This window comes from Temperatibacter marinus (assembly GCF_031598375.1).
GTDB lineage: Bacteria > Pseudomonadota > Alphaproteobacteria > Sphingomonadales > Kordiimonadaceae > Temperatibacter > Temperatibacter marinus.
In genome coordinates this window covers 1667300-1694048 of the sequence record NZ_CP123872.1, presented here as the reverse complement: position 1 = coordinate 1694048, position 26749 = coordinate 1667300, and the positions used below count along the sequence as shown (strand labels likewise).

Here is a 26749-nt window from a genome sequence, read left to right as displayed (position 1 = left end):
CATCAAAAGAGAGAGGCCTTATGAAAATAGCCGCAGCTCAATTTGGATCAGTGCGAGGGGATGTAGAAAAGACCATCCTCTCGCACACAAGGGTCGCACAGAAAGCTGCTGACCATGGGGCCTCTTATATACTCTACCCTGAACTCTCCCTCACAGGCTATGAACTTGACCTTGCAAGCGAAATGGCTTTCGCTCCTAAAGACTCGCGTTTACAGCCGCTTTATAAGATTGCCCAGGAATGCCAACTAACAATCAGCCTCGGCTTGCCCCTCCGGCACAGTGATGGCCTTTTCCTAGCAAATTTGATAATCCTCCCCAACAATGACTTTCTAATCTATAAAAAAATCCACCTTCATGGCGCCGAGAAAGATGTCTTTGATTTTGGAGAGCATCATGTCGTCACGCCGCATAACGGAGAAAAGATCGGCCATGCAATCTGCGCAGACATTACCCATCCTGAGCATATTGCTTGCTGTGCTGTAGAGAAGAGCACAATTTATGCCGCCAGTGTATTTCTTAGCCCAAAAGTCATAGATATAGAGAGCGAGATGCTGAGCGCATATTCTCATGACTATACTCAGTTGGTAATCATGGCAAATTCGGCGGCCGATGCATCCACCGCTGTGACTGCTGGACAAAGTGGTGCATGGTATCAAGGCAAGTGTTTAGCGCAATTTAAGGGCGTTGAAAAAGGATTAGTCTTAGCAGAGAAAGTGAATGACATGTGGAAAGCTTCACTTCTTAAACTCGAGGACTAACACCAGACAGCACACGAACCCCCTGACGTTTTGGTGGGGGGGTTAAACGGCTATAGACGCGCTTCTCCGCTTCGATGAATAATAAACCACCTAACATTTCAAAACTTCCTCTCAAAGCCAACTCGCTCACCTTCATCATTTTTTCAATGCCTGGTAACATAAAAGGCGGCATCATTAAAGCTGAACTCACGTGGACTGGATATAAGAGTTGGTCTTCAAGCTGCTTTTGCATTTGCCTGCTACTATACGGTGTTCCTTGACCAAATGGAGTATGCTCGAGCGCAGACCACGCTCGTCGACGATTGGGAACCAACACTAAAAGGCGACCACCTGGTTTTAGAACGCGCCAACATTCTCGCAAGAAAGCCGCAGGTTGGTGAGCATATTCGATTGCATGCATCAAAAATATTCTATCAATAGACCCGTCCTCAAAAGGAAGGTGATACTCATCGATCAGAATAGACCGTCCATGCTTCTCATCAGGCCAAACAGCGGCGCCCTGCCCGCCTGGCATGAGAGCAAAAAGGTCTGCACCGCTCGCAAGTAAATTATCCATTACAGGGAGAGGATATCCTATTCCCATCACATCCAAAGAAGAGATAGACGACCAATGGGTGCTAATCTTCTGACTAAGGCAAGCAGCGACACCGCGCCCAATAGGTCGATTGTAAAAAAGCTTAAGGGAGGATACATCAGGTCTCATAGGAATTTCCTAGTGCCTGATACCATCTATGAAGAGGGGCAAATAAATTCTTTTCTGCCTTACTCCCAACGACCATACCCACATGCCCCGCTTTGGGATTATGGAGAATGGCTTCCGGAATGGCCTGAGCAAGAGAGAGGGCTGATTCGGGAGGCACAAGTCGATCTCTCTCGGGACAGACGGCAAAGACAGGGCATTTTATGGTGTGAGGTGCGATGACCTGGCCGTCAATCTGCCAAGTCCCTTTGCCGGTGAAATTATGTTTATACCACTGAACCATGGCCTGCTCGGCAACCGGCATGGTAAGTGGGGCACCACTATTTGCCCAAATCTCCATTGCGACAAAGAACTCAGCCTCAAAACTGCCGGGAGTTGTCTCTGCAAAATCACGAAATTTCTTATCACTCAGTGTTGGATCAAGGCTGGCAAAATATGTTTGCAGAATTGTAAAATCAAGGAAATCTGTCTGAGGCATCTTTTGGATAACAGCGGATAACTTTTGGGCTTGTAGAAATGCGGGATGATCTTGCTCTGCATGGAAATCCCAAGGCGCAGCTAACAAAGAAAGCGACTTAATTTTTTCTGCTTTCAGAACAGTAAGTCCCGTTGCTAGAGTGCCTCCCATGCAATAGCCGAGGATATGACAGCCTTCCTTAAATTCTTCAACAAGTGGCACAAGCAATTCAGTGATATAATCATCTACACAAAATGACTTCTCAAGATCAGAAGGACATCCCCAATCTACCAATAAGATTCTATGCTCCCTTGATGTTAAATATTCCACAAGGCTTCGCCCTGGCATTAAATCTAATATATACGCAGGATTAATCAGCGAAGGGACTAGAACGATTGGGTCCCCCTGTCCGCCATAATCATAGACTTGCATCGCTCCTTTTTGAAAGAAAAGTGTCCGCTCTGCCTTTTGTCTTTCATATGAATAGGATTGATAAGCCTCAACCCCCTTTAGAAAAGCTTCTGTGCGCTCTCGACTTTGCAGAGCAGTCGACAGTTGAAATGCCACCATATCCTTAGGGTCAAGGGTCGACTTTAGCTCATCAAAAAGAGCTGTCAATTTTGGATGTACAGGTAAACTTCCTATCATCAAATGCATGGCTGCCAACGGGGCTGATGACCAGAGAGCCATTGTATTGGCCATGTGGAGGGAGAGAGGCGAAAGAGGGTTAAGCGAGTCACTAGTCACCCTTCTTCTCCATGAGATTTGTCATTGCGATCCCTTTTTCCATCAAAATGGCTTGAACTGACTCTGGATTTTCATGCGCCCATAGAGATAGATTTAAGCGCCAAAGCTCAAGAAACATTTCAGCCTTCTTCTGTGTATCGTTGGTTTTCTGGTCTTTTTCAGCCATCAGGCTTTCTCCTCATGTCCCTAGTGTAATGATTTTATTTGTCCGTGCAAAAAGAAACGTCTATCCAGATCAACGCAACTGCACAAAAAATGTTGCGGCAGTGCAAAAAATCAGCGTATAGTCTCCCTATAGCTTTTGGTTTGGAGAGTAGTATGGCACGCAAGAAAACAGAGACTGATGGTCCTATCATTATTAAGAAATATGCAAACAGACGGTTGTATAATACGGACACAAGCAGTTACGTCACACTTGATCACCTTGCAGAGCTCGTCAAAGAAGACCGAGACTTTGTCGTTGTTGATGCAAAAAGTGGTGATGAAATCACACGTTCTGTTCTTGCTCAGATTATCTTTGACAAAGAAAGCAAAGACAGTGGATCAGAAAATATGCTGCCTGTTAGTTTTCTTAAACAATTGATCAGTCTTTACGGCGAAGGCATGCAGCAATTTGTTCCGAACTATCTTCAAGCTAGCCTAGAAACTTTCATGGCCAACCAGCAAAAAATTCAAGAACAATTTTCACAGCCAGAGCCTATGAAAATGTTTGAAGAAATGACCAAACAAAATATGGCGATGATGCAAGAGGGCATGAAATTCTTTGCGGGTAACATGAATAAACAGCCCCAGAAAGCGGCGGCACCAGAAGAAGAAAGCAAGCCTCAAGAAAAAGCTGAGCATGACCCACAGTCAGAGCAAATCTCTGCCCTACAAAGTCAATTAGCAGCTCTTCAGGACCAAATTTCTAAACTTGGTCAATAATCCCAAAAATTATTCAGTCACTGTGATGGTGATGACTTTTGAAAAGACAGGCTTCTTATGAGGGATGTGATTCAGATCGCCTAATAAGAGTTGAAGAGTGTGCTTGCCTGGCTTTAAATAAAGTACAGTTTCAGTCTGTCCGCCGCCGAAGTGAATATGGTTTTCATCAGCCGGGATACTATACAGCATTTCTGGCAAAGGAGCATTAACAATCAAATGATGGTGACCCGTCCCTGGTTTATCTGTGCCGGCCGGGGCGACTCCCATGCCTTTTAGCCCAAAAAGAATTTTCACAGGTCCCTTTACCACAGCCCCATCTTTTGGCTCGATAAAATAGACTTTAGCATCGTCGGCTTGAGCAACAAATGAGCCCAGCATAAGACATAAAATCGATAGAAATTTTGGCATAATGCTCCCCTTTTCAAAATTATACTGATTTCATTCTAATATAGATCAATCTTCATACAAGCAAACTTCAGATTTGCTATTATGATTTTGCAACCCTGCCATTCGTATTTTGCAGTGCACAATTTTTTTAGAGAAACAGTTGAAATTGATCTTACGATTGAATAGGGTGATGGCAGTTTCATTACTAAGTAATGATTTGGTCCCAACATAGCTCGCTTTTGCGAGTGCGTATAGGAGTTCGGTTTACCATGACACAATGGGTATACTGCTTCGGTGATGGTACGGCAGACGGTCGTGCTGACATGAAAAACTTGCTTGGTGGCAAAGGCGCCAATCTAGCAGAAATGTCTTCTTTAGGTCTTCCTGTTCCCCCAGGATTTACAATTCCCACGGAAATGTGCACATGGTATTATGACCATGGCCAATCCTATCCCGAAGACTTAGACGGCCAAGTGCGTCTCGCGATTGAAAAAATCGAAGCAAGCGTGGGCGCTAAGTTTGGGGATGCGGTAAACCCACTTTTGGTATCTGTAAGGTCTGGTGCTCGTGTTTCGATGCCCGGTATGATGGATACAGTTCTCAACCTAGGACTGAATGACATGACGGTTAAAGGCCTTGCAACCGCCAGCGGTAATGAAAGATTCGCATGGGATAGCTACCGACGCTTCATTCAAATGTATAGCGATGTTGTACTCGGTGTTGATCACTATCATTTCGAAGACCTTATTGAGATCCACAAAGAAGATAAGGGTGTGGACCTTGACACAGATCTTGACGAGAAAGATTGGCAAGACCTTGCTGAGGCCTTCAAAGCAAAAACTGAAGAAGAATTAGGACGCCCTTTTCCACAAGATCCATGGGAACAATTATGGGGAGCCATTACGGCTGTTTTTGGAAGTTGGAGAATTGAGCGCGCACGAATTTATCGCAAACTTCACAATATTTCAGATTCATGGGGAACCGCCGTCAACGTTCAAGCCATGGTCTTTGGTAATATGGGCGAAACATCCGCCACAGGAGTTGCTTTTACTCGTGACCCCTCAACTGGTGTGAATGAATATTACGGAGAATATTTGATCAACGCCCAAGGCGAAGACGTCGTCGCAGGCATCAGGACACCTCAATATCTTACCAAAAAGGGCCGTGAAGATGCTGGGGCTAAAGCTTTATCGATGGAAGAAAGCATGCCGGAAGTTTACGGTCAACTGACAGATGTCTTTGACAAATTAGAGACCCATTATCTCGATATGCAAGACATTGAATTTACAGTCCAGCGCGGCAAACTTTGGATGCTGCAAACACGGTCCGGCAAAAGAACAGCAAAAGCAGCTCTTAAGATTGCTGTTGAAATGCAAGAAGCAGGACTCATTGATGAGAAAACTGCGGTGATGCGTGTTGAACCTGCCGCCTTAGATCAGCTTTTACATCCAACTCTTGATCCGGATGCCCCGCGGGATATTCTCACAAAAGGCTTACCTGCCTCTCCAGGCGCTGCATGCGGCATGGCTGTGTTTACAGCTGACGAAGCAGAGGAACTTTCAAAGGCAGGGAAGGACGTCATTTTATGCCGTGTCGAAACCAGCCCCGAAGACATTCACGGCATGCACGCCGCGCGCGGAATTTTAACCCAGCGTGGCGGTATGACATCTCACGCCGCTGTTGTCGCACGGGGCATGGGGCGTCCCTGCGTCTCTGGAGCAGGACAGCTGCGTATTGATAGTAAAGCTGGCACTATGGTCTGTATGGGCCGCGAAATTAAACGTCATGATATTATTACTATCGACGGCGCTTCTGGTGAGGTCATGATTGGTGAAGTACCGACCCTTAAGCCTGAGCTTGCTGGGGACTTTGCCAAATTAATGACATGGGCAGATGCCGCTAGAACCTTGAAGGTCAGAACCAATGCTGACACGCCTCTCGATACGACCACTGCCCGTGAATTTGGAGCGGAAGGCATTGGTCTTTGCCGAACCGAACATATGTTCTTTGAAGGAGAGAGGATCACCGCCGTCCGCGAAATGATCTTAAGTGAAAATGAAGAGGGCCGTAGAACAGCCTTGGAGAAACTTCTGCCCATGCAGCGTGCTGATTTTACTGAGATCTTTAAAATCATGCATGGTTTGCCTGTGACAATTAGACTTTTAGATCCGCCGCTTCACGAATTCATGCCTCATGAGGAAAAAGATTTCGCTGCAGTTGCAGAGGCCATAGGCAAACCCATCGATGTTGTGAAGAGACGTGCAAGTGAACTGCATGAATTCAACCCAATGCTTGGTCATCGTGGCTGCCGTCTTGGCATCACCTATCCTGAAATTTATGAAATGCAGGCCAGGGCCATTTTTGAAGCTGCAATCGACGTAGATCAAGCAGGCGATGACACAGTTATCCCTGAAATTATGATTCCCCTTGTGGCCACAAAAGATGAACTTAGCCTCCTGAGAGACCGCGTAGAAGCCATTGCTGAAGATGTCTTCAAAGAGAAAGGCAATAAAGTAGAATATCTTGTTGGTACAATGATTGAGTTGCCTCGCGCAGCTCTTCAAGCAGGGAAGATTGCTGAAAGTGCAGATTTCTTCTCATTCGGCACCAATGATCTCACTCAAACAGCGATTGGAATTAGCCGTGATGATGCCGCACGATTCCTTGATGAATATGTGAAGAAGAATATCTTTGAACAAGATCCTTTTGTGTCTCTGGATCAAGACGGGGTGGGCGAACTCGTCGAGATTGGTGCAGAACGCGGCCGTATGACAAAAACGGACTTAAAACTTGGCATTTGCGGCGAGCATGGTGGTGATCCTTCCTCTGTCGAGTTTTGCCATCGCACGGGCCTAGACTATGTGTCTTGCTCTCCGTACCGTGTACCAATTGCGCGTCTGGCCGCAGCACAAGCTGCTTTAAGAGAACAATAGCATCTCTCGAGCAATCCATAAATTAGAGAAAGGGCAGACCAATAGGGTCTGCCCTTTATGCGCTTCTGCTGACCTGCATCTCTATTACGAAGATACGAAAAGGCCTTATATTGAGTGTTCTAACTGCGCGTTGGTCTATGTTCCAACTCAATTCCATATAGATCCCCACGCTGAAAAGACCGTCTATGACCTCCACGATAATAGTGACACGAATGGCTATAGGAAATTTCTTAATCGCACAGCTGTACCAATATTAGATCGATTAACACCCAACTCAATTGGCCTTGACTTTGGCTGTGGTCCCAATCCAGTTTTGGCAAAAATTTTCACGGAGCATGGCCATAGGATGGCAGTCTATGATAAGTTTTATGCCACTTCTGCTGCCCCTTTGCTTCAAAAATATGATTTTATTACCATGACCGAAGTGATTGAACATATTGCGAAGCCTATACCCGTTTTAGAGACGCTCTTCTCTTGCCTTAACGACGATGGTATTCTCGCCGTTATGACCAAGCGACTGACCAATCAAAGCGCTTTTAAAACTTGGCATTATAAAAATGATCCAACGCATATCACCTTCTATAGTGAAAAAACCTTCCAATGGATCAGCGCAATTTATGACCTCAAAATAGAAATCATTGATCAGGACGTTGTCTTTTTGTCAAAGGTCTCTAGAATATAGAGAGGCCTTGCTTTTAATTTTAATAAAGGATTTATACATGTCTCTTACTTTTTACGATTTCAAACACGCCCCTAGCCCAAGACGAATTCGGATCCTGCTCGCCCTTAAAAACATTAATCATAAGGCTATTGAAGTCGACATGATGAAAGCAGAGCAACTCACAGACGCCTACAAAGCGATCAATCCAGAGTGTACAATTCCAACGCTTAAACTTGAGGATGGTACAACCTTTACAAATGTAGCCGCCATGAATGCTTATCTTGAAGCGACTTATCCAGAACCTTCCTTAATGGGGACAACTGCGCTTGAGAAGGCTGAAATTGCTGGGTGGCAATCTAAAATTGAACAAGAACTGGGCATGGCCATTCCAAACGCCTTGAGGAATTCAAATCCAGCTTTTAAAGATCGTGCTCTGCCTGGGCCTATTAATTATCCCCAGATTCCAGAACTCGCAGAACGCGGCCTAACGATGCTCAGTAATTTCATGGATAAGTTAGATAAACACTTGGATGGAAGAGACTATATAGCCGCTAACCAACTATCTGTAGCTGATATTGCAGCTGTTTCCTTTATAGATTTCACCCGTGTGGTAGGTAATAAAATCACGGAAAAACATCCCCACCTTTTGAAGTGGCGAACCCGACTTAAAGAAATTGACGCCTTCACACTTTAAGGCAGGCGCTCACTCGTAGAAAGTTGTTCATCTATCTAATTAAGAGCAAACTGGACAGCTTCTCTACAGTGTAAAATAGTCGTATTTAGAAGGGGAAGCGTCACATCCGATGGATGAATGAGCAAGCCAATTTCAGTACAGCCTAAGATCACCCCATCACAGCCCTGTTGCTGATAAGACTTTATTATATCAATATAGGTCTCTTTTGATTGTTGAGAGACAATCCCCTGACATAATTCTTCATATATAATATCGTGCACTTTTTGACAGTCATCATCATTCGGAATGACCACATGAATTTGATGTAAATCCCGCAAGCGGCCCTTATAAAAATCTTGTTTCATTGTGTAATCTGTTGCCAAAAGAAGGGGCTTTTTAAGAGCTTTCTTCTGAATGGCGCGTGCCGTTGCATCGGCAATGTGTAAAACCGGCAGTCCAGACGCCTTTTCAACTTCCAAAGCCATTTTATGCATTGTATTGGTACAGATCACAATACACTCTGCGCCTGCTTTTTTAAGACCCACAGCTGCTTCACAGAGAGCTGTCGTCGCAGCACGCCAATCACCTTGTGCTTGATAAGCCTCAATCTCTGCAAAATCAAAACTATGTAAAAGAAGCGAGGCAGAATGTAGCCCCCCTCGTTCGCTTCGGATCATCTCATTCAAGAGCTTATAATAGACTTGAGTGCTTTCCCAGCTCATGCCCCCAATCAGTCCCAATGTCTTCATAAAAAAGCCTCCCTGACAGGCAGGAAGGCTAAGGACTTTGGAGGAAAATGTAAACTCTTATCGGCCTACTGCTTCAGTTGCATTGGGTTTCAAGCGGACTTCCTGGCCCGGTCTTAAACGTTCGCCCCCTCTAATGATAACTTGATCTCCGTCAACAAGCCCGCCAAGGATGGCAACACGAGCGCCGCTGGTAGCACCAGTTCTAACACGTAAGCGTTCTACCTTATTGTCAGAGCCAACTCGGAATACATATGTCCCATCAACTCGCAAAATGAGTGCATCACGATCCACAGCAACTACTTTTTCAGGCGCTTGAGAGGGCAAGGCGACTTCAACAGCAGCGCCTACAACCCAGTCCCCTTCTGGCACATCGACGCGAATTTCCATTGTCCGGCTGACTTCATCCCCAACAGGAATTTGAGCCCGCACCTTTGTTTCATAGATCTTATCATTCACGTTAAGGGTCACATCTTGACCGTCTTTAATAAACGGTGATAATTTTACAGGCGCTTGGGCTTTCACTTCAAGATTTGTCACGTCAACAAGACGGATAATCTGACGACCCGGTGCACTATATTCTCCGGCTTGGGCTAGTCTTTGAACCACGCGCCCTGGAAAGGGTGCTTTCACCTCAGTACGGGAGAGGGCCAATTTTGCTTGTTCATGATTAATCCGAGCTTGAGCCAAATCTTGCTTGGTCATCAAAAGATCATTCTCAACTTCTTCCAGGCGGCTTGTTGTCGTATTGTTCGTAGAAGCAAGTTCACGGTAGCGCTTCAGCTGAGATTTTAAAAATTCAATACGCGCCTCTAATCGCTTTACTTGAGCATCACTTCTACCCACCTGAAGGCGAAAATCACTAGCATCTATTTTAGCAATAACATCACCTTCTTTTACCAGAGTACCTTCGCTTGCCACCCATTCAACTCGGCCCGAAATTTGTGCCGAAATACGACTATCATTCCGACTGACAATCGTTCCTGGCATCAATACTTCTGGCGCCATCATGGCACTATCAGCAGAGTCCACCTCAACTAGAACAGCCGGGCTTTTTTGTGCGTCCTGCGCACTGGCATGAAGGGAGGCACCTGTAAAGATAGCACCAAGGACCAAGCCCTTCATCACAACATTTTTCATTAGATGTTTCATCGATTTTCTCCGATTTATAGTTATTCTGCAGGATGCACGTGCTTCGACCGATTAGTGATCATCTCTTTCAAATCACCAAAGTCAGGAATACGAAGCAAACAGGGTAAAAGAACAAGGGTAAATAATGTCGAAACACACATACCCCCAACAATGGTTGTTGCCATACCACGATAGATATCACTTCCAGCTCCTGGGAAGAGCACCAAAGGCAGCATGCCCATAATTGATGTGAGCGTACTCATGAAGATTGGACGCAGGCGCAGCGTCAAAGCTTGCTCTATAGCAGCTTCGCGGGTCATGCCTTCGTCTTCTCCTTTACGGGTCTGAGCCACAAGAAGAATAGCATTATTCACGACAAGACCAAGAAGGATAATAAAGCCAATCATCGTCAAAAGATCTAACGGAGCAAAACTTACCATATTCAAAATCTTCAGTGCCATCACACCACCAACTGTCGCCAACGGGATAGTGATAACAACCATCAAAGCATCTTTTGGAGACTTAAAGAGCGCTGCCAAAATCATGAAGAGCAGACCTAGAGCGAGGACAAAATTTTGTGTTAGAGACCCAACTGCCCGGTCTAAAGCATCTGCACTTCCATCATAGCTAATAGATCCATCTGTAGGTAATATCGCCCGAAGTTTTGGCTCTACATCATTTTTCAAAATGGTCACAACATCCTCAAGTGGCATATTGTCCGGCTGAGAAATATTGAACGTAACAGTTCTCTTCCGGCTCACTCGTTGGATAAAGTTAGGCCCGACACTGCGTTCTATTCTAACCATTTCACCAAGAGGAACAATGCCGCCACGCGGTGTTGCAATTGGGATAGATGACAAGCGATCAGGGTTATTATTCCAATCTTGCGCTTTCATGATCATATCTAAGCGTTTTTGACCATCGAAATGCTCCCCCAGCCATAGCCCGTCTCCCAAGGCTCGGATGATCCGAGAAATATCCGCACGACTAAAGCCCACCTCGGCCAAACGACGATCATTAGGGAAAATTTTCAGCTCAGGAGAAATCACATTTGGATCTGGGTTCGGGCGGACTCGACTGCCAGGTAAAGCTTCTCTGATATATTCCATAGTTTGAGATGTAATATCCCGCATTGCGTCCATATCAGTAGCATGGATATTCAACTGAACACCGCCATTACCGCCAAAGCCGCCAAATAGGTTCCCCTGCTGAGCAAAAGTCATAACATCAGGAAAGCCAACAAGAATTTCTTCATTCACTAACTTTTCAAGTTCTTTGACTTTAGACTGATCCTTCGCTCTGACACCAAGACTCGCGCCCATGCCATTGGGGAAAGTAATGATGTAATAATTTTTCAGTGCAGGTTCCTTCTCCCCTTTCATATAAGGCTCGAGGCGACGAACCATCACTTGAGCAATCTCTTCGTTCACTGTCTGAATGTTAGATCCTGAAGGGAACATGAGGAATGCATCCACCGCATCCCGTTTTACAGGAGGCAAATAATTTAAGTTAGGCAAGAGAAAGACGCTCAGCCCGATTGCCGACCCGATCAGGCCCGTCGTCATAGCAAAACGACGAAGAGGTGTTTTCGTCAAGGTCATCAGCCCCCGCACTAATTTTGCCGATTTTGCAGACCCTTTTTCTGATTTTGGCAAATGTTTCAACCAAAGGTGAGACGTCACTGGTAAGATAGTTACGGCGACGACCAAGGACACAGCAACACCAATGGCAATGGTTAACGCAAGATCAGCAAAGAGTTGTCCTTCAACATCCTTTAAGAAGAGGATCGGCACAAAGATCGCGACAGTCGTTGCTGTAGAGGCAAGCAGGGCTCCCCAAACTTGTGAAGCGCCTTCTTTAGCAGCTTCCAAACTTGTGCGCCCCTTCTCTCTTAGCCTGACAATATTCTCTAATACTACAATGGCTGCATCCATGACCATGCCTGTGGCAAAGGCTAACCCTGCCAATGAAATCACATTCACTGTCCGGCCAAAGGCACCTAACACGATAATGGTGACCAACAAACAGACCGGGATGGTAACGGCGATTAAAACAGTTGCCCTGATATGACGCAGGAACCACCAAAGTACAGCAATAGCAAGCATCATCCCAATAAAGAGATTTGTTGTCAGCAGATTGATTGCCCGCTTAATGAAGACTGAAGGGTCAAACGACTTTTCAATATGCAGTCCTTTTTCTTTTAGAATCCCAGCATTAAGGTCATCAAGAACTGCTGTAAGTTCATCAATCGTCGCTAAAACATTAGCACCGCTTTCTCTCATCACTCGCATACCAATGGCAGGGTTACCATTTTGATAAACAACTTCTTGGCTCGGTGCTGGTGCTTCAACAATCTCCGCAACATCACCAATAGTCACAGGCTTACCATCGCGCCATGTAAGAATTTTAGCGCGTAGCTCATCAGGTTCATACCGACCTTGGAAGTTGAGCATATATCGGCGGCGGCCATCATCCAGGTATCCCCCTGAACTGTCTGTACTTCGACCAATCGAGCGAGCCATATTGCTCAAATCAATATTTAATTGAGCCGCCCGGACTGGATCAAAAATAATCTGCAGTTGATCATCGCCCAGGCCTCCTCCTGCTTGAATTTCAACGTTAGATACACCGTCCAGAGCCATCAACCGCGGTAATACTTCATCTTCTAGGAAAGGAACATAGTCTTTACGATCAAGAACAGAATCTTCGCTAAATTGCGTAAAGAGATAAATGAGAGATTCATTTGAATCACCACCGCCCGTCATAATCACTCGGGGACGATCCGCATCCGCCGGTAAAGGAGGTAAGCGATTGAGGCGTGAAATGACTTCAATGAGAACCCTATCCATATCTGACTCGAGAGCAAATTCCATTTGCACCCAACCCATTTGAGGATTAGAGAAAGTTCTGAGGCTTTCAAGTCCCGGAAGACCAAGCATCACTTCTTCAATGGGTTCTACAATCTCTGATTCAATTTCCGAAGGGCTGGCTGCTCTCCAAAATGTTTGGACTGCTAGCCTGGGGCTCTCGATGCTAGGAAACAGCTGCACTGGTAACTTTGTCAGCGTTACCAATCCAAGAACAACAAGCATTGCTGCTACCACAATGACTGCTGCCGGATTTTTAAGACTTTTTTCGGTTAATCCCACGGTTCCTCTCCTCGCTTCTGCGTTTTTATTATCTGTGCTCTGAAGGCATAAATTTACATGAAGAGAAGATGAATCAATCATTCACAAATGGCTAGGGCAGTGCGACAAACGGACAGACAATCGCGATAGAAAGAGAGCGCTATATCAAAGGGATTATAACTTTCGATATAAAGTTTATGCCCAACTTAGAGCATGAAAGACTGCTCAGTATCGGAAAAGAGACTCACAGACGGGAGAGCCGATTGAATGTCTTCTCGGTCTCTTAAGGGGAAGCTGCCACAGAGTGACCACAAAAAAAGAGCGAGCCATATCTCATGTCTCACTCTTTTTGATGGTTAGATGGTGCTATTCAACTATGCTTTTACACTGTCCCAAGGCCCTTTAATAGCCAGAGTTCTGGTTGGGCTGTAGAGGTTGACAAACATGGTCGAGCCATCAGGCGAGAAGCAGGCCCCTGCGGGTTCTGTTTGCAAAAGAATACGCCCAAACTGATAGAGAGCACCGTCTTTTGTTACGCCAACGATCGAGTTGCGGACTGTATCAGTATATTGATCCTCACAGACAAAAAGATGGCCATTGGGCGCAACCGTAAGATTGTCACCGTAATTGAATTTCTTAGGATCATTTGATTCTACAAAGAGCTGCACCCGTCCGCCAACATCCGCAGATTTTTGTCCTGCTGATGCGGTTCCCGGAACATAACGAATAATCTGCCCGAGCTTTTCAGACCCACCAGACGTACAGCAGAAATATAGTTCACCGTCGCCCCAGTGAATACCTTCTCCGCGAGCAAAGAGAACACCGCCTTGTTTATGGCCCTGCTCACGGAGATCATCTTTCGGACTTTCAACATCCTCAAGATTAATCCATTCAGCGTCAAGCCAGTCCCCCTGTTTCCACGTTCTACCAAAAAAGCCCCAATTGCGGCTGTCTGCCTTTTGATCTTTATCTTTATAGACCATAGCTTGAAGCTGTCCGCCTTCACTAAGCTTGCCTTTCGTCTTCGGAATGAATCGATAGAAAAGGCTATCGTTACGATCTTCGGTGAGATAAACGATTCCAGTGTCAGGGTCTACGGCCGCGGCCTCATGATTAAAACGACCTAACCCTTTCAAAGGCACTGGATCAACAGGTCCTGTAGCCGTTGCAGGTACTTCAAAAACCCATCCATGGTCTTTCTTGATCATATCCCCTGCTACAGACGTATTCTCTTCACACGTCAGCCAGCTGCCCCAGGGAGTAATGCCGCCTGAACAATTTCTAATTGTTCCAATGAGGCTGATAAATTCTCGCTCTACACGCTCTGTTGTCATATCATAAATAAGAGTTGTCGTGCCGCCGCCAAGTGGAGCCCCTGTCTTAAATGTATCAAATGCCTGAGTTGTGAGTTCCGCCAATTTTTCAGGATCGCCGTCTACAGGGTGAGGCACAGACAATTCATGATTTCTTACAAGTGCAACCTTTGTCTCACTGAGTGGGATACAACCCATCCCATCAGCCCGGTCCGGTACTTTATGACCATCACTCATAGTGCTTCCGAGTTCAGAGATAACCGTATAAGAAAAGCCCTCTGGAAGATCAAGCAAGCCATTGGGGTCTTTCTTCAAAGCTCCGTAGCCGACGGCTGACTGTTCAACAGCTAGTCCTTGTTGAGCTGCAAAACCAGCAAAGGCAACAGAAGTCAGTAACATTGAAAAGTGGCGTCTATTCATTTTCATGGTCTATTCCTCTCTAAGTGTCAGTGAGACTCAACTGACTTTGATCATTTTTATAACAGTAGCATGCCAGTCTTATCCCCTAAATCAATAATTGATTTCAGATTTCTAATAATTCTTTTCGCCTGAGAGAATTTTCGCCCAGATTTCTGCATTATAAAAGCATAGAAAATCCCCTTTGGCTGCGTTTTGTCTCTACTATTCCACAAACAAACGACAAGCCAGAAAGTCTTTCCTTGCTATTCTACAATTTCTATGCTTTAAGATGCGCAAATGCCGTGTGTGGATGACGAACATCAACGGTACTGAATTTTTTGGAAGTTGTTCTACACCCATTTCCAATAAGAACTACCCGAGCATCAAAGGCGATAAGCCTGTAGTATGCTCTTACGATTGAAGAAACTACTTGACTTATTTTGCCGATCTCGGCCTTGCCGAACAAATCCTTACCGCTGGTGCTGCGCTAGGATATACTACCAAAACACCCCTTCTGCGTGATGAACTCCCGGTCTTGAAGAACCGTGCCGACTCTCTTTTCAGCAAGGAAACAAGGTGTGCCTCGGCAAGCTATAGAGAAGTGCTACACTCTCTTTATACAGTACCCTTCATTTTTACACTCACCGTCCTTTCAGAGCGATTATCCTCCTTTGCAGCCTATGGCGCAGGATCTTTTCGTCTGAGGACATGTCAACCGAATGCTGCTTTTATACCCACTCATGGGTGTAGAGCACTTAACTAAATTGTAGATCGAAAGGAATTTATTATGGCTACAGGTACAGTAAAATGGTTTAACTCAGACAAAGGCTACGGCTTTATTCAACCAGAAGACGGAAGCTCAGACGTGTTTGTTCACATCAGTGCTGTTGAGCGTTCTGGTCTTAAAGGTCTTAATGATGGCGACCAGGTTGAGTTTGAAGTTCAGATGGATGAGCGCCGCGGCAAATCATCTGCTGAAGACCTAAAACTCGTTTAAGAGATTTAGACTAAACTTAAAGAAAAAGGGGTTTGCATTTCTGCGAACCCCTTTTTTGTATCTACTTAAGATTTTAGCATCATCTTTCATCTGCTGGTGTGTTCTGAATTCAAATAAAGGCTTACTCAGATCAACTGTTACAGCAAAAGACCTAGGATCGATACTAAATCTACCCTAGCGAATAGTAGGCCGACAGGTGGAGATCCCTTCACTATCATCATTGCACTCACTTACAAGTAAGCTATGCATCGGGCTGAATTCCAAAATTCTCATACAAATCTTCAGCCTCCTCAAGAGTCATATTATAGAAGGTAACACTTGGCCCAGGGTTCAAAGGAATGTCCCTTAGATTCTGAAATATTATATCATCCGCTATTCCGTCCTCATCGGCATCAATTTGTTGGACAGAATAATCACCGTCACCCTCTATCCAGAAAGAATCTTCATCGTTGAAATCCGTAATCACAACTGAGTAATGATCGTCTGACTGAGATAAATCAAAAAGATCGCGTCCTGCTCCGCCAGTTAGCGTAGTATCATTACCTTCACTATGAAGCTCATCATCTCCCGCCCCGCCGTATAGGGTTTGATCATCCCCTTCAGCAAAGAGTGTATCAGCTCCCTCTCCGCCGAAGATTTCTGGGATTGAGGTTAATGCAATATAATCTCCAAACTTTGTCCCAATTAATTGCTCTACCGACTGAATATTAATATTTCCTCCAGCAGGGTCAAATGCATTATCTGAACTAGAGAAGTCAACCACATCAGTACCGTCGCCTCCATCAATGGTTAAATTAGCGATACTCCCAGAGGTTATAAAGACATCGTCTCCGTCACCGCCTCTGAGTGTATCGTTGTCACCCCCCGAAAGTGTATCATTCCCAGCTTGACCATCAAGTATATTCGCAGACGTATCACCCTTCAGGGCATCGTTTTGTGAGCTGCCGTATATATTCTCGATATTATCAAGATAATCGCCTTGTGCGTGCCCCCCGGCTTCAGCTGCATCATCATCCAGATCAATCGTCACACTCTCAGTCGAGTCTGAATAATCAACCCAGTCTGTGCCGTCACCGCCGTCCAGATAATCCCCTGAGGCGCCGCCAATAAGTGTATCAGCACCATCGCCGCCACTCACACTGTCTCTGCCGGCTGATCCGCCATCATATTCAGACGGATTAAGGGTCCCAACATCATCATTACCAGCAATTAGTCGCTCGCCAGCTGCACTGCCAGTCAGCGTCGAATCGTAACCAACGCCTCTTGTATTTGTGCTAGTAAGCTCATCTTTAGATACATTGTAAAATTCTATACTCGTACCAGTATTTGGTAAATCAATAATGAACCCATTTTGTGTATCTCTAACATTCGTATCATCATTTATTAGCTCATCAATAGACCCATATGCAAAAGCAAGTTCAGATAAATCTATAACGTCTTCATCAGAATTAAAATCTATGATGTGGTTAACCCCTTGATCTTGATCAAAGAAAAAGACATCAGCCCCGCTACCGCCAGAAAGAGTGTCAGCCCCTGTGCCACCCCAAAGGGTATCATCGCCTGCAGAACCATTAACAAGGTCGTCCCCTACACCGCCATAGATCGTGTCACCGCCTGCCCCGCCGATCAGCGTATCATTGCCAGCGCCACCACCTATTTCATCAGCACCACTACCGTCGCCTCCATAAATGAGGTTGTCTTCAGAATCTCCGTACAGTGTATCATCAAACTTGGATCCTCTGAGGGTTTCAATATTAATGAGCGCATCACCTTCTGCATCACCGCCAGACGCAAAGCTGCCACCGTTATCCGTGTCACCATTATGCTGGGCAAGATTAACATTCACACTAGCTGATGAACTATCATACCTAGCCGTGTCTTCGCCTTCACCGCCGTCAATCGTATCAGCTCCAGCTCCGCCCTCCAGAGTGTCATTTAAGTCACCGCCGTTTAGACTGTCATCGCCTTCTCCGCCGTATAATATGTCCTGCGCTAAGCCGCCAGTTAAGACATCATTCCCATCCTCGCCGTATAAGGTGCCATCTTGCACTGTTGTAATCGTATCATTCCCACTCCCCCCATAAACTGTGTCGTTGAGATTGGCTGAGATCAGATCATTCCCATTGCCACCGTGAATAGTTAAACCGTCTCCTGGATTATTGTCAGTCTCGCGAGTGTCTATCGTATCGTTACCGTCGCCTCCAGAAATTTCACCTCCTATTGAAATTACTCTGATATAGTCATCACCGTCGTCCCCCTGAATTTCTACGCTTGATACACCTATAGCTGTGATACTATCATTCCCGTCGCCTCCGATAAGAGTATCAGCAGACCCTGTTCCAACTATAGTATCATCCCCTTTGCCTCCATCAAAATAAGCATCGATATACTCCTCAGAATCTGCAGCAGGCCCTTGGAAACTATCACCGTTATCACCTCCAACAAACTGCTCTATGCCGCTGAATGAATAGGATTTGTCACCAATTTCTATTGACCCCTTACCCAGATCTATGTTGAAAATTGTGTTCTCATCGCCCACTAAAACAAGCCTATCAGTTCCCGCACCCCCATCAATAACGCCGCCCTTTGTCACGTCAGCCTCGATGGTGTCATCGCCGGCACCGCCGTAGAAGTTAATCAACCCGCTCTGGCCTTCACTATCAGAGGTATCCACTGAGGCTCTTAACAAATCATCCCCGCTACCGCCCTCAAGCGTTGCGTTCGCACCAGCGCCTGATAGGGTATCATTTCCACCTAATCCTTGGATTAGGTCTGCGCCAGTTAAACCTTCAATGGCATTACCTGCATTACTTCCGATCAAGACATCTGCCTTGTCCGATCCTGTAATATTCTCTATAGAAACAAGAATATCCCCTTGGGCGTCGCCGCCGCTTGCACTCTCATCATTCAGATTGACATTTACACGAGCAGTCGACCCTGAATAATCAACCCAGTCACTGCCGTCACCGCCGTCCAGATAATCCCCTGAGGCGCCGCCAATAAGTGTATCATCACCAGCGCCGCCTGAAACACTATCCTTACCAGCGGAACCACCTTCATAATCTCCAGGAGTTAAAGTTGAAATCTCATCACTAGGAGCCAGAGTTCCCGCCACCAGTCGATCAGCAGCAGCTGTGCCTACGAGGGTGCTATCGAAACCGATTCCTTTGATGAAATCTGAAGTGAGATCTGTGACTGCATTTAAGTCATCGCTCAGCAGCGTGACACTATTTTCTATGTCAAAGACAATTTTCAGCCCACCCTCTACCGTTTCTACGGTCAACTCGTCGGTAGTATTATAGCCAAAATCAGATTTAGATAGATCTAATATGTCTTCACTAATATTGAAACCTGTGATGGTGTCGTGTCCGTGATCCTTGAGAATGACGAAACTATCTGATCCAGAACCGCCAGTGAAACTATCATCGCCCACACCGCCGTATAAAGTATCATCACCATCACCGCCATCAAGGCTATCGTCGCCGGCACCGCCGTAAAGCAGGTCAGCATCTTCATTTCCAAAGATTTTGTCATTACCAGCACCGCCGCCGATCGTATCTGTCCCGTCGCCCCCGAACAGAGAATCTGCGCCCTCAACACCAAAGATGTTGTCATCGCCTTCATTTCCGAATAATTGATTAGCGCCATCATCGCCGTATAGGCTATCATTCTCATCAGTCCCATGGATATTTTCAATATTTTTAAGAACATCCCCTTCAGCATCACCGCCAAGAGCATGTGACCCATCTGTGCCATCATGCTTGGCTAAATCGACATTGATACTGCCTCCATAGAAATAGGCAGTATCAATACCGTCACCGCCATCCATATAATCACTGCCTGAGCCGCCTCGTAAACTATCATCCCCACCATTGGCTAAAAGACTATCGTAACCATCTCCCCCGCCAAGGAATTCAGCAAAGTCACTCCCGATCAATGTATCGTTATCCTCACACCCATCTAAACGTGAATTTTCACCGCCCGAGACCAAGTAATCTGTACCATGCCCCCCGAGTAATGTATCACCGCCTACGAAAACATCACTATCATAAGAGTCTTCTGATTCAGCGTCAGCGACTAAGGTCGTATTACCATAGATAAAATCGTTACCCTGTTGACCAGCAAGACGATCACGTCCTGTCCCGCCGAAGAGTGTATCATTCCCTTCATGGCCAAGTAAGGTATCATCATAGCCACCGCCCATGATGCTATCATTGCCGCCTAACCCTTTAAGGACGTTTTCCTTTGCGTCCCCTGTGATCACATCGCCAAAACTTGACCCTTCGATATTCTCAATATTTACGAGGATGTCGCCTTCAGCATGGCCGCCTTTCTCAGCGGATTCATCGGAAAGATCGATAATGACTTTATCATCTGATTGCCCATATTTCGCTGTATCAATATTTTCACCACCATCAATGTAATCAGCCCCACCCAGACCTTCAAATACATCATTTAATTCGGCGCCAGTCATGCTATCTCTGAGCGACGTTCCTGTAATATCATCAATCTCATCTGTTCCTATGAAGATATCACCGTCATAGCCCACACCAGCAATATAGTCACTGGATAGATCATCAATTGAGGTTAAGTCATCGCTCAGCAGCGTAACACTATTGTCTGTGTCAAAGACGATTTTCAGGCCGCCTTCTACTGTCTCAACGGTCATATCGTCGACGTCATCATACCCAAAATCAGCTTGGGATAGATCCAGTATGTCTTCCATCACATTGAAATCAGTAATGACGTTATGGCCGTGCCCCTTGAGAATAACCAAACTATCTGATCCAGCCCCCCCTGTGAACGTATCATCGCCGACACCGCCGTATATAGTATCTTCGCCGGCACCGCCGCTTAGGATATCATTACCCTCACCGCCCATAAGGCTGTCATTGCCGTCTTGACCGAGCAGGCTATCATTCCCTGCGCCGCCCCAAAGGGTATCATTGCCTGAACCGCCGCCAAGAGTATCATTGCCGCCATTACCGCCAATCTTATCATTGCCGTTGCCGCCAGCAATTAAGTTATTCTCGTCGTCTCCGTACAGGCTATCATTATGACCAGACCCTTCCAGGTTTTCTATGCTTTCAAAACGATCCCCGCCTGCATAGCCGCCTAATCCAAAAGCAGCCGAACCTGTTTTGGCAATACTAAGGTCAACATTCACACCTTCATCAGAACGCGCGTAAGAAACTTTATCCGTCCCTTCGCCGCCCCGGATGACATCCCGGCTATCGCCTGCAACAATTGTATCATTGCCAGTGCCGCCGTTAAATTCTGTCGCTTTAGAGGAGGAACCAAAACCACCAATGAATGATTGTAGCAGATCGTTCCCTTCGCCCCCGCTTAGATTACTACCACCGAGACCGACCGAAAGTGTATCATCACCAAGACCGCCAATTAAATTAGTGTTAGAATGACCTGTAAGACTATCATTACCGGCACCCCCATTAAGATTACTGAATGAAGACCCTACCAGGGTGTCATCCCCGTCTTCTCCATATAGTTTGGATGCTGTCCATCCTCTTAGACTGTCATTGCCCGCACCGCCAATGAGGGTATCTAAAGCACCGCCACTTGATTTAAGCACATTATCAGAGTCATCTCCCGTCAAGAGATTTCTACCAACTCTTGAGCCAGTAACATTCTCGATATTAATTAAGATATCACCTTCTGCGTCCCCGCCAGATTCTGCTAAACCATCAGCAAGATTCACAGATACACTGGAAGAAGAATTTGTATAATCTGCGGTGTCTGTCCCCTCACCCCCGTCTACGTAACCAGTAATTTCGCTGCCAATAAATGTATCGTTAGAATTCCCGCCAAATGTGCCAATATTAACAGTGACTTCAGCGGTTTGTTCAAGACCACCTTCACCAGTATAAGTAACTGTAATTGTACCCGCATCTGGTCCATATTGAGTGATGGAATCATTCTCGATAGCTATAATGAATTGATCGAATATTAACTCATTACTGTTTTCTACCCGCAGTGATTTAGTATCAATAAGATCAAGAGTAGTGGGCGTTTCTATTCTTATTGTCCCGTCCACATTTATTTCATTTTCGTTTTCAAATTCACCATAGTCTAATGAGTAGGAACTCAAATTCATGCCTACATCAGCCGTAAATCCATCGAAAGAGACTTCAATTAGAGCGATGCCCTCTGGGTCTTCAATCTCAAAAAGGTCTGATAGATAAATAGGCGTATTGAAATCACTTACACTGACCTGATCTTGTAAAACTGTGACTGTTGTGGGATCCTCGACTGCTAAAATGTATATGTCACTATTCGGTTGATCGATTGGACCTGTCTCATCAGTGAGCGTAAAGGTTGTAGCGCCATAGACATTCAAATCAGAATTAAAGACGAGACCATCTTCAGTTCGTTGAAGGTACGATTCCACAGCCTCAGGGGAGCCATTTAAAGTAATAGCACCGCTTGTTTCATTGCGCAAAACAGTGATCAGTTCTTCTGTTGCAGACTCGCCTTCTCCTAAGGTAACAGTGACTTGAACACCGTCAGTTTCTTGGTCTTCATCTGCTGAGCTGATTGTCAGATTCCACCCACCCTCAATGACTGGGACATCTCCAGGATACATCACCTCGCCTGGCGTAAGGGTGAGGCTCACAATCTCATCAGGGTTTTCGATTGAAATATCACTGAGGGTAAAACTAATGCCCGCTATATCTTCTACAAAAGTTGGCAGGGTAGAATAATCAACAACCGAAATGTCAGGAATAGCGTCCACTAAGATGGAGGATACAAATTCGTCCTCATCCGCATTTGTAATGGCACTTCCATCTTCATTGGTAATGCTGAAAGTCACCTCTCCATTAAAGTTTTGATCACCCAAATAATATAGATTATTTTTGATAGCAGTCGTTAGATCTGCCGCTGCCCCTCTTAAAGTGATGGTTTGTCCATAATTGTCACCAATAACATCAACACCAGACACCTCCCCTAAAAAGTTCACCTCTCCCTCGCTGACGGATATCTTAAGGGTGGTTTTCGGTTCAACATCAGAAAGTGCGAAATCTTCAGAAAACTTAATTTGATTATTTGCGACGGTCGCATCTTCTTCAAAAATATTTGAAGCGAGGGAACCTGTGAAAGTGGCCGGATCATCGACGCTTAGAATAGTAAATGAATAGGTATCGGCCGCAACTGGTTCAGCACCATCAAAACTTACACCTCCCCCATCTTGGCCACTATCCCCAACAGAAAACTCAATCCCCGTACTACCGCTTATATCGTCTGGAAGTGAAAACTCAAGGCCGCCCTCTGTCCGGAGATAACTTTCAACAGCTTCAGGGCTTCCCGACAAGGTGATTGCGCCGGTGCTATCATCGCGAGAGAGCGTAATCGTCTCTGTCGTTGCGTTCTCCCCTGTTCCTAAGGTAATCTCTACTTGGGTGCCGTCAGTCTCTTGGTCTTCATCGACAGACAAAATGTTAAAGACCCAGTCTCCTCCAGTTTCACCCTCATTGGCTTCGGCAATTTTTGGCGTTAAGGTAATCTGAACTTCACCGTCTGTATCATCAATGGTAATGTCTTCTAGTACAAAATTTATATCGCCCTGATCTTCAATATAGTCAGGACCTGTAGCGATCGTGATGGTCGTTGGGTCTGCAACTGGGGTCACAGTAACAGTTTGTGAGGCTAGTTCATTTCCATCAACATCTTTGATGGTAAATTCAAGATCACCATTATAATCTTGTGGCAGTTCTATACTTAAAAATTCGCCGCTATTAATGCTATTATCTAAGATAGAGTTGATATAGTCAACAGATCCCGTCAGGGTAAATTCATTCTCTGTTAATGAATTTCCATCTGTGGTAACGAAAAGACCAATCCCTCCTTGGCTGACAGACAAAATAATAGTGACTTCATCGTCTGCGTCAACAATCTGAACACCAATATTTCCAAGGCCTGAAGAGGGACCAAAGTCTTCACTAATGGCTGGCAGCGATAAATCGCCCGTCAATGTGGTCGGACTATCCACTGGATCCACATCGATATCGATGGTTGCGATGGTCAGCGTTTGGTCGTCACTCGCATCCTGTGTGAGGGTGAGTGTATTGGTGCTGTCGCCTTCCACGTCGGTGGCGGGGGTATAGGTAATATTCCCTTCCGTGCTTAGGTAAGTTTGCACATTTTCAGGCGTCCCCGTGAGCGTCACTGTGGTCACACCGGCATAAATACCGCCTGAGGGTGTGATATCCTCAAGGAAAAAGAGATCAGACTCTTTAAGGGACAGGGATCCTGCAGCATTCTCACCAACACCCGCTATGGTTAGTGTAATTGACGCTAAGTCTTCCACGTCTGTAATACTCACATCAGAAAAGACCACACTGGTTTCTGTGTTGACGGTGGCTGTCAAGTCATCAGGCAATCCCGTCACAACAGACGGATCATCCACGCCTGTAATATTCACGTTAATCGGATCTAAACTAACTGTCGTGGTGCCGTCTGACAGGCTTATGGTCAGGGTTTCAGTGTCTTCATTATTGTCATATGTTTGATAGACAATAGCATCACTTGTCCCCAGTAATTCATTAATTGCATTTGGCGCCCCTGTCAGTGTAATGACACTTGTCCCATTGCCACCAATTGTGACATCTCCATCATTTGATGATGAGAAGCTATCGGCATTTTCAGCAATGACTGTGAATATGCCTGCATTGGTGTCACCAAAGACATCGTCTGTATCCTCCAAGGTCAGCGTGAGGGTCACACTTTCACTATCAATATCTGCAATATCAATGCCCGAGAGATCAACAGTTGTAGCCGTATCTTCGAGGATCTGACCAGCATCGAATTCACCTAAATCTTCGGAGACAATTTCAAGCTCGGTTAGGCCACCATCTATGCCTGTATTATCCGTCAGTGTCGGGGCATCATCAACAGCAGTCACTTCAAGGGTTATTTGAACAGCAACCCCATCAACAGTACCGTCATTAGGCGTGATGGTCAGGGTCACATCATCTGTGGCATTTTCCTCTGTCGTAAATTTTATATTAGTCTCTGTATCAAGATAGCTATTCAGATCAGCCACACTTCCTTCAAGGGTGAGCTCGCTAGAACCACTATCAGTGATCGTAACACCACTGCCTGCTGCAGCGGTTAAAGTACCAGAATCAACAGCAAGCGTCAGCGTAACCACACCCCCGTCAAGGTCGCTCACATCAAATTCTGAGAGATCGACATTAGACGCCGTATCTTCTGTAACGGCCGTCGGTGCTTCCCCTTCAATAATCTCAGGCGCGGCATTCACAACAATCGCTACAGCATTCGCTGTGGTCGTCGCCGCCTCGTCGTCTGCCACACTGAGGGTCAACGTTGTATCCGCTGCACTATCAGCCGCTGGACTAAAAGTGAACGTGCCACTACTCAGGGCTGCATTAATTTCTGTTTCGGTTCCGGAAAGGGTGACTGTAGACGTACTATCCCCTCCAAGAGTGACGTCGTTGCCTGCGCCTGTGACAGCGAGAGTTCCGCTGCCAAATGTCAGCGTCAAAGTGAGCGCATCGTCTGTATCCGCATCATCAACAGAGACCCCAGACAGGTCAAGGATTGACGCTGTATTATAGACAACATCAAGGTCTAGAGCATCCATACCAGACACTGTCGGAGTACTATTAACGTCTCCGCCCCCGCCTCCGCCATTATCCTCGGCGGCAGACACACGAATGGTATCGAGTATATGTGAGATATCAGCTGCTTTAATCACCACCTCATCAATATTACCAAAGGCATCTTGAATGGACTGTGACTGACCGGATAGATTTACAGTTTCTCCTTGGAAGGAGGTGATATCAACTGTAAATTCTGCGCCGCTAACCTTCGCCCCATCCTTATAGCCATAGACAGTGACAGTATGATTTGCAATACCAGTATACAGATAGAAACTATCCAGCTTAAACTCACTGCCATCTGTACTTTTGAAATACATATTCTCATTTGAAAAGGACGTATCCTCAACAAGAACACCTTCACCGCCAGGGCCATCAATGATGTAGGAATTTGGGTCTGTACTGCCTACAGTCCACCCGTTAACCGTGATACTGCCTGCAGCCGGAAAGAAGTTTTCACCGTTAAAATCCTCGTCATCCACACTCAGAACATGTGTAAAATCTTGTAACGCTTGCGCCGTAAAAGGGGTACCGCTCTCAATCGCGCCTGTTTTAATCTCTAGATCCCAATCTCCGCCGCTTCCTGTGATATCATCGCTTGCAGCCATATCCACAGATGCGCCTGCTGCGAATATCTCTAAAAGTTCTGCGCCCTCTTCTCCTGCACCCACATGACACCCATAAAGGTGAATATCACCGCCGTCTTTCACCGCCGCATCAATGGCTTTCAAAAAGGCTGTGTCTTGCTTGAGGCCTTCAGCGTCAATCCTATCTGTTCCAAGACTGAAAGACCCTTCAGCACCGTGGGTCACAAAATGTATACTGTCTAGACCTGAATAACCTGAAAGCAACTCAATCACTTGCTTGATACCAGAAACTTCGCCATCTAGAACCACAACCTCTGTATCCGCTGCAAGCCCCTTTATGAAAGTTTCTTTATCAGGAATGCTGCCGTCTACGATAACCAGTGTAACTGTCGCATCCTCTCCGCTTTCAATGGTGAGCACGTCGTCAGATGAACTTGTTTCAATTGTGATGTGAGAAGAATCCATATCGTTGCCCCTTGAGCAATAATAAATCACTCAGGGCTGGCGCATGAGCAATCAGTAAAGTGAAAAAAATAGAACTACTCAGGTACTAAGTTAAGTTAAAACTTTAAT

Annotated in this window: 15 protein-coding genes; 6 read left to right on the top strand and 9 right to left on the bottom strand. The window is 45.7% G+C overall.

Features of this window, described 5'->3' with window-relative positions:
- Positions 1-20: 20 nt before the first annotated feature.
- Entirely contained in the window at positions 21-758 is a 738-nt protein-coding gene (locus tag QGN29_RS07550) for a carbon-nitrogen hydrolase family protein (protein ID WP_310797239.1), read from the top strand.
- On the opposite strand, the gene QGN29_RS07545 is transcribed toward QGN29_RS07550, so the two are convergent.
- From QGN29_RS07545 to QGN29_RS07535, 3 genes are read right to left on the bottom strand one after another with little or no spacing between them, the layout of a single operon-like run.
- Positions 742-1461, bottom strand: a complete 720-nt coding sequence (locus tag QGN29_RS07545; protein ID WP_310797238.1) for a methyltransferase domain-containing protein — start codon at positions 1459-1461, stop codon at positions 742-744. The two genes, QGN29_RS07550 and QGN29_RS07545, sit on opposite strands and share 17 nt — an antisense overlap.
- Positions 1451-2662 (bottom strand): alpha/beta fold hydrolase, encoded by a 1212-nt coding sequence (locus tag QGN29_RS07540; protein WP_310797237.1) that lies wholly within the window; start codon positions 2660-2662, stop codon positions 1451-1453. The genes QGN29_RS07545 and QGN29_RS07540 overlap by 11 nt, the downstream gene beginning before the upstream one ends.
- Positions 2655-2828 (bottom strand): hypothetical protein, encoded by a 174-nt coding sequence (locus tag QGN29_RS07535; RefSeq protein ID WP_310797236.1) that lies wholly within the window; start codon positions 2826-2828, stop codon positions 2655-2657. Before QGN29_RS07535 ends, QGN29_RS07540 begins: the two co-directional genes overlap by 8 nt.
- A gap of 152 nt (positions 2829-2980) precedes the next feature.
- Here QGN29_RS07535 and phaR point away from each other — a divergent pair, with 152 nt between their 5' ends.
- Positions 2981-3586 (top strand): polyhydroxyalkanoate synthesis repressor PhaR, encoded by a 606-nt coding sequence (gene phaR / locus QGN29_RS07530; RefSeq protein WP_310797235.1) that lies wholly within the window; start codon positions 2981-2983, stop codon positions 3584-3586.
- Between the two features lie 9 nt (positions 3587-3595).
- On the opposite strand, the gene QGN29_RS07525 is transcribed toward phaR, so the two are convergent.
- Positions 3596-3994: a DUF4399 domain-containing protein gene (locus tag QGN29_RS07525; protein ID WP_310797234.1), complete on the bottom strand. Its 399-nt coding sequence runs from the start codon at positions 3992-3994 to the stop codon at positions 3596-3598.
- Positions 3995-4242: 248 nt separating this feature from the next.
- On the opposite strand from QGN29_RS07525, the gene ppdK reads away from it, so the two are divergent.
- The 3 genes from ppdK (at position 4243) to QGN29_RS07510 (ending at position 8261) form a co-directional block, all read left to right on the top strand.
- Positions 4243-6906: a pyruvate, phosphate dikinase gene (gene ppdK / locus QGN29_RS07520; protein ID WP_310797233.1), complete on the top strand. Its 2664-nt coding sequence runs from the start codon at positions 4243-4245 to the stop codon at positions 6904-6906.
- Positions 6907-7036: 130 nt separating this feature from the next.
- Complete coding sequence (locus QGN29_RS07515) at positions 7037-7588, top strand: class I SAM-dependent methyltransferase (protein WP_310797232.1); 552 nt, start codon at positions 7037-7039, stop codon at positions 7586-7588.
- A 37-nt stretch (positions 7589-7625) separates the two neighbouring features.
- Positions 7626-8261 (top strand): glutathione S-transferase family protein, encoded by a 636-nt coding sequence (locus tag QGN29_RS07510; protein WP_310797231.1) that lies wholly within the window; start codon positions 7626-7628, stop codon positions 8259-8261.
- Between the two features lie 35 nt (positions 8262-8296).
- On the opposite strand, the gene QGN29_RS07505 is transcribed toward QGN29_RS07510, so the two are convergent.
- The 4 genes from QGN29_RS07505 to QGN29_RS07490 form a co-directional block, all read right to left on the bottom strand.
- Positions 8297-8989 carry an aspartate/glutamate racemase family protein gene (locus QGN29_RS07505; RefSeq protein WP_310797230.1) on the bottom strand — a complete coding sequence of 231 codons (693 nt, stop codon included), beginning with the start codon at positions 8987-8989 and terminating at the stop codon, positions 8297-8299.
- A gap of 57 nt (positions 8990-9046) precedes the next feature.
- Entirely contained in the window at positions 9047-10138 is a 1092-nt protein-coding gene (locus tag QGN29_RS07500; protein WP_310797229.1) for an efflux RND transporter periplasmic adaptor subunit, read from the bottom strand.
- Between the two features lie 20 nt (positions 10139-10158).
- A complete protein-coding gene (locus QGN29_RS07495) occupies positions 10159-13266 on the bottom strand; it encodes an efflux RND transporter permease subunit (protein ID WP_310797228.1) in 3108 nt (1035 codons plus the stop codon).
- A gap of 353 nt (positions 13267-13619) precedes the next feature.
- On the bottom strand, positions 13620-14984 hold the full coding sequence (locus tag QGN29_RS07490; RefSeq protein ID WP_310797227.1) for an alkaline phosphatase PhoX: 1365 nt from the start codon (positions 14982-14984) through the stop codon (positions 13620-13622).
- Positions 14985-15744: 760 nt separating this feature from the next.
- On the opposite strand from QGN29_RS07490, the gene QGN29_RS07485 reads away from it, so the two are divergent.
- Positions 15745-15954 carry a cold-shock protein gene (locus QGN29_RS07485; protein WP_310797226.1) on the top strand — a complete coding sequence of 70 codons (210 nt, stop codon included), beginning with the start codon at positions 15745-15747 and terminating at the stop codon, positions 15952-15954.
- A gap of 241 nt (positions 15955-16195) precedes the next feature.
- Here QGN29_RS07485 and QGN29_RS07480 read toward each other — a convergent pair whose 3' ends face one another.
- Complete coding sequence (locus QGN29_RS07480; protein WP_310797225.1) at positions 16196-26641, bottom strand: DUF4347 domain-containing protein; 10446 nt, start codon at positions 26639-26641, stop codon at positions 16196-16198.
- Positions 26642-26749: the final 108 nt, after the last annotated feature.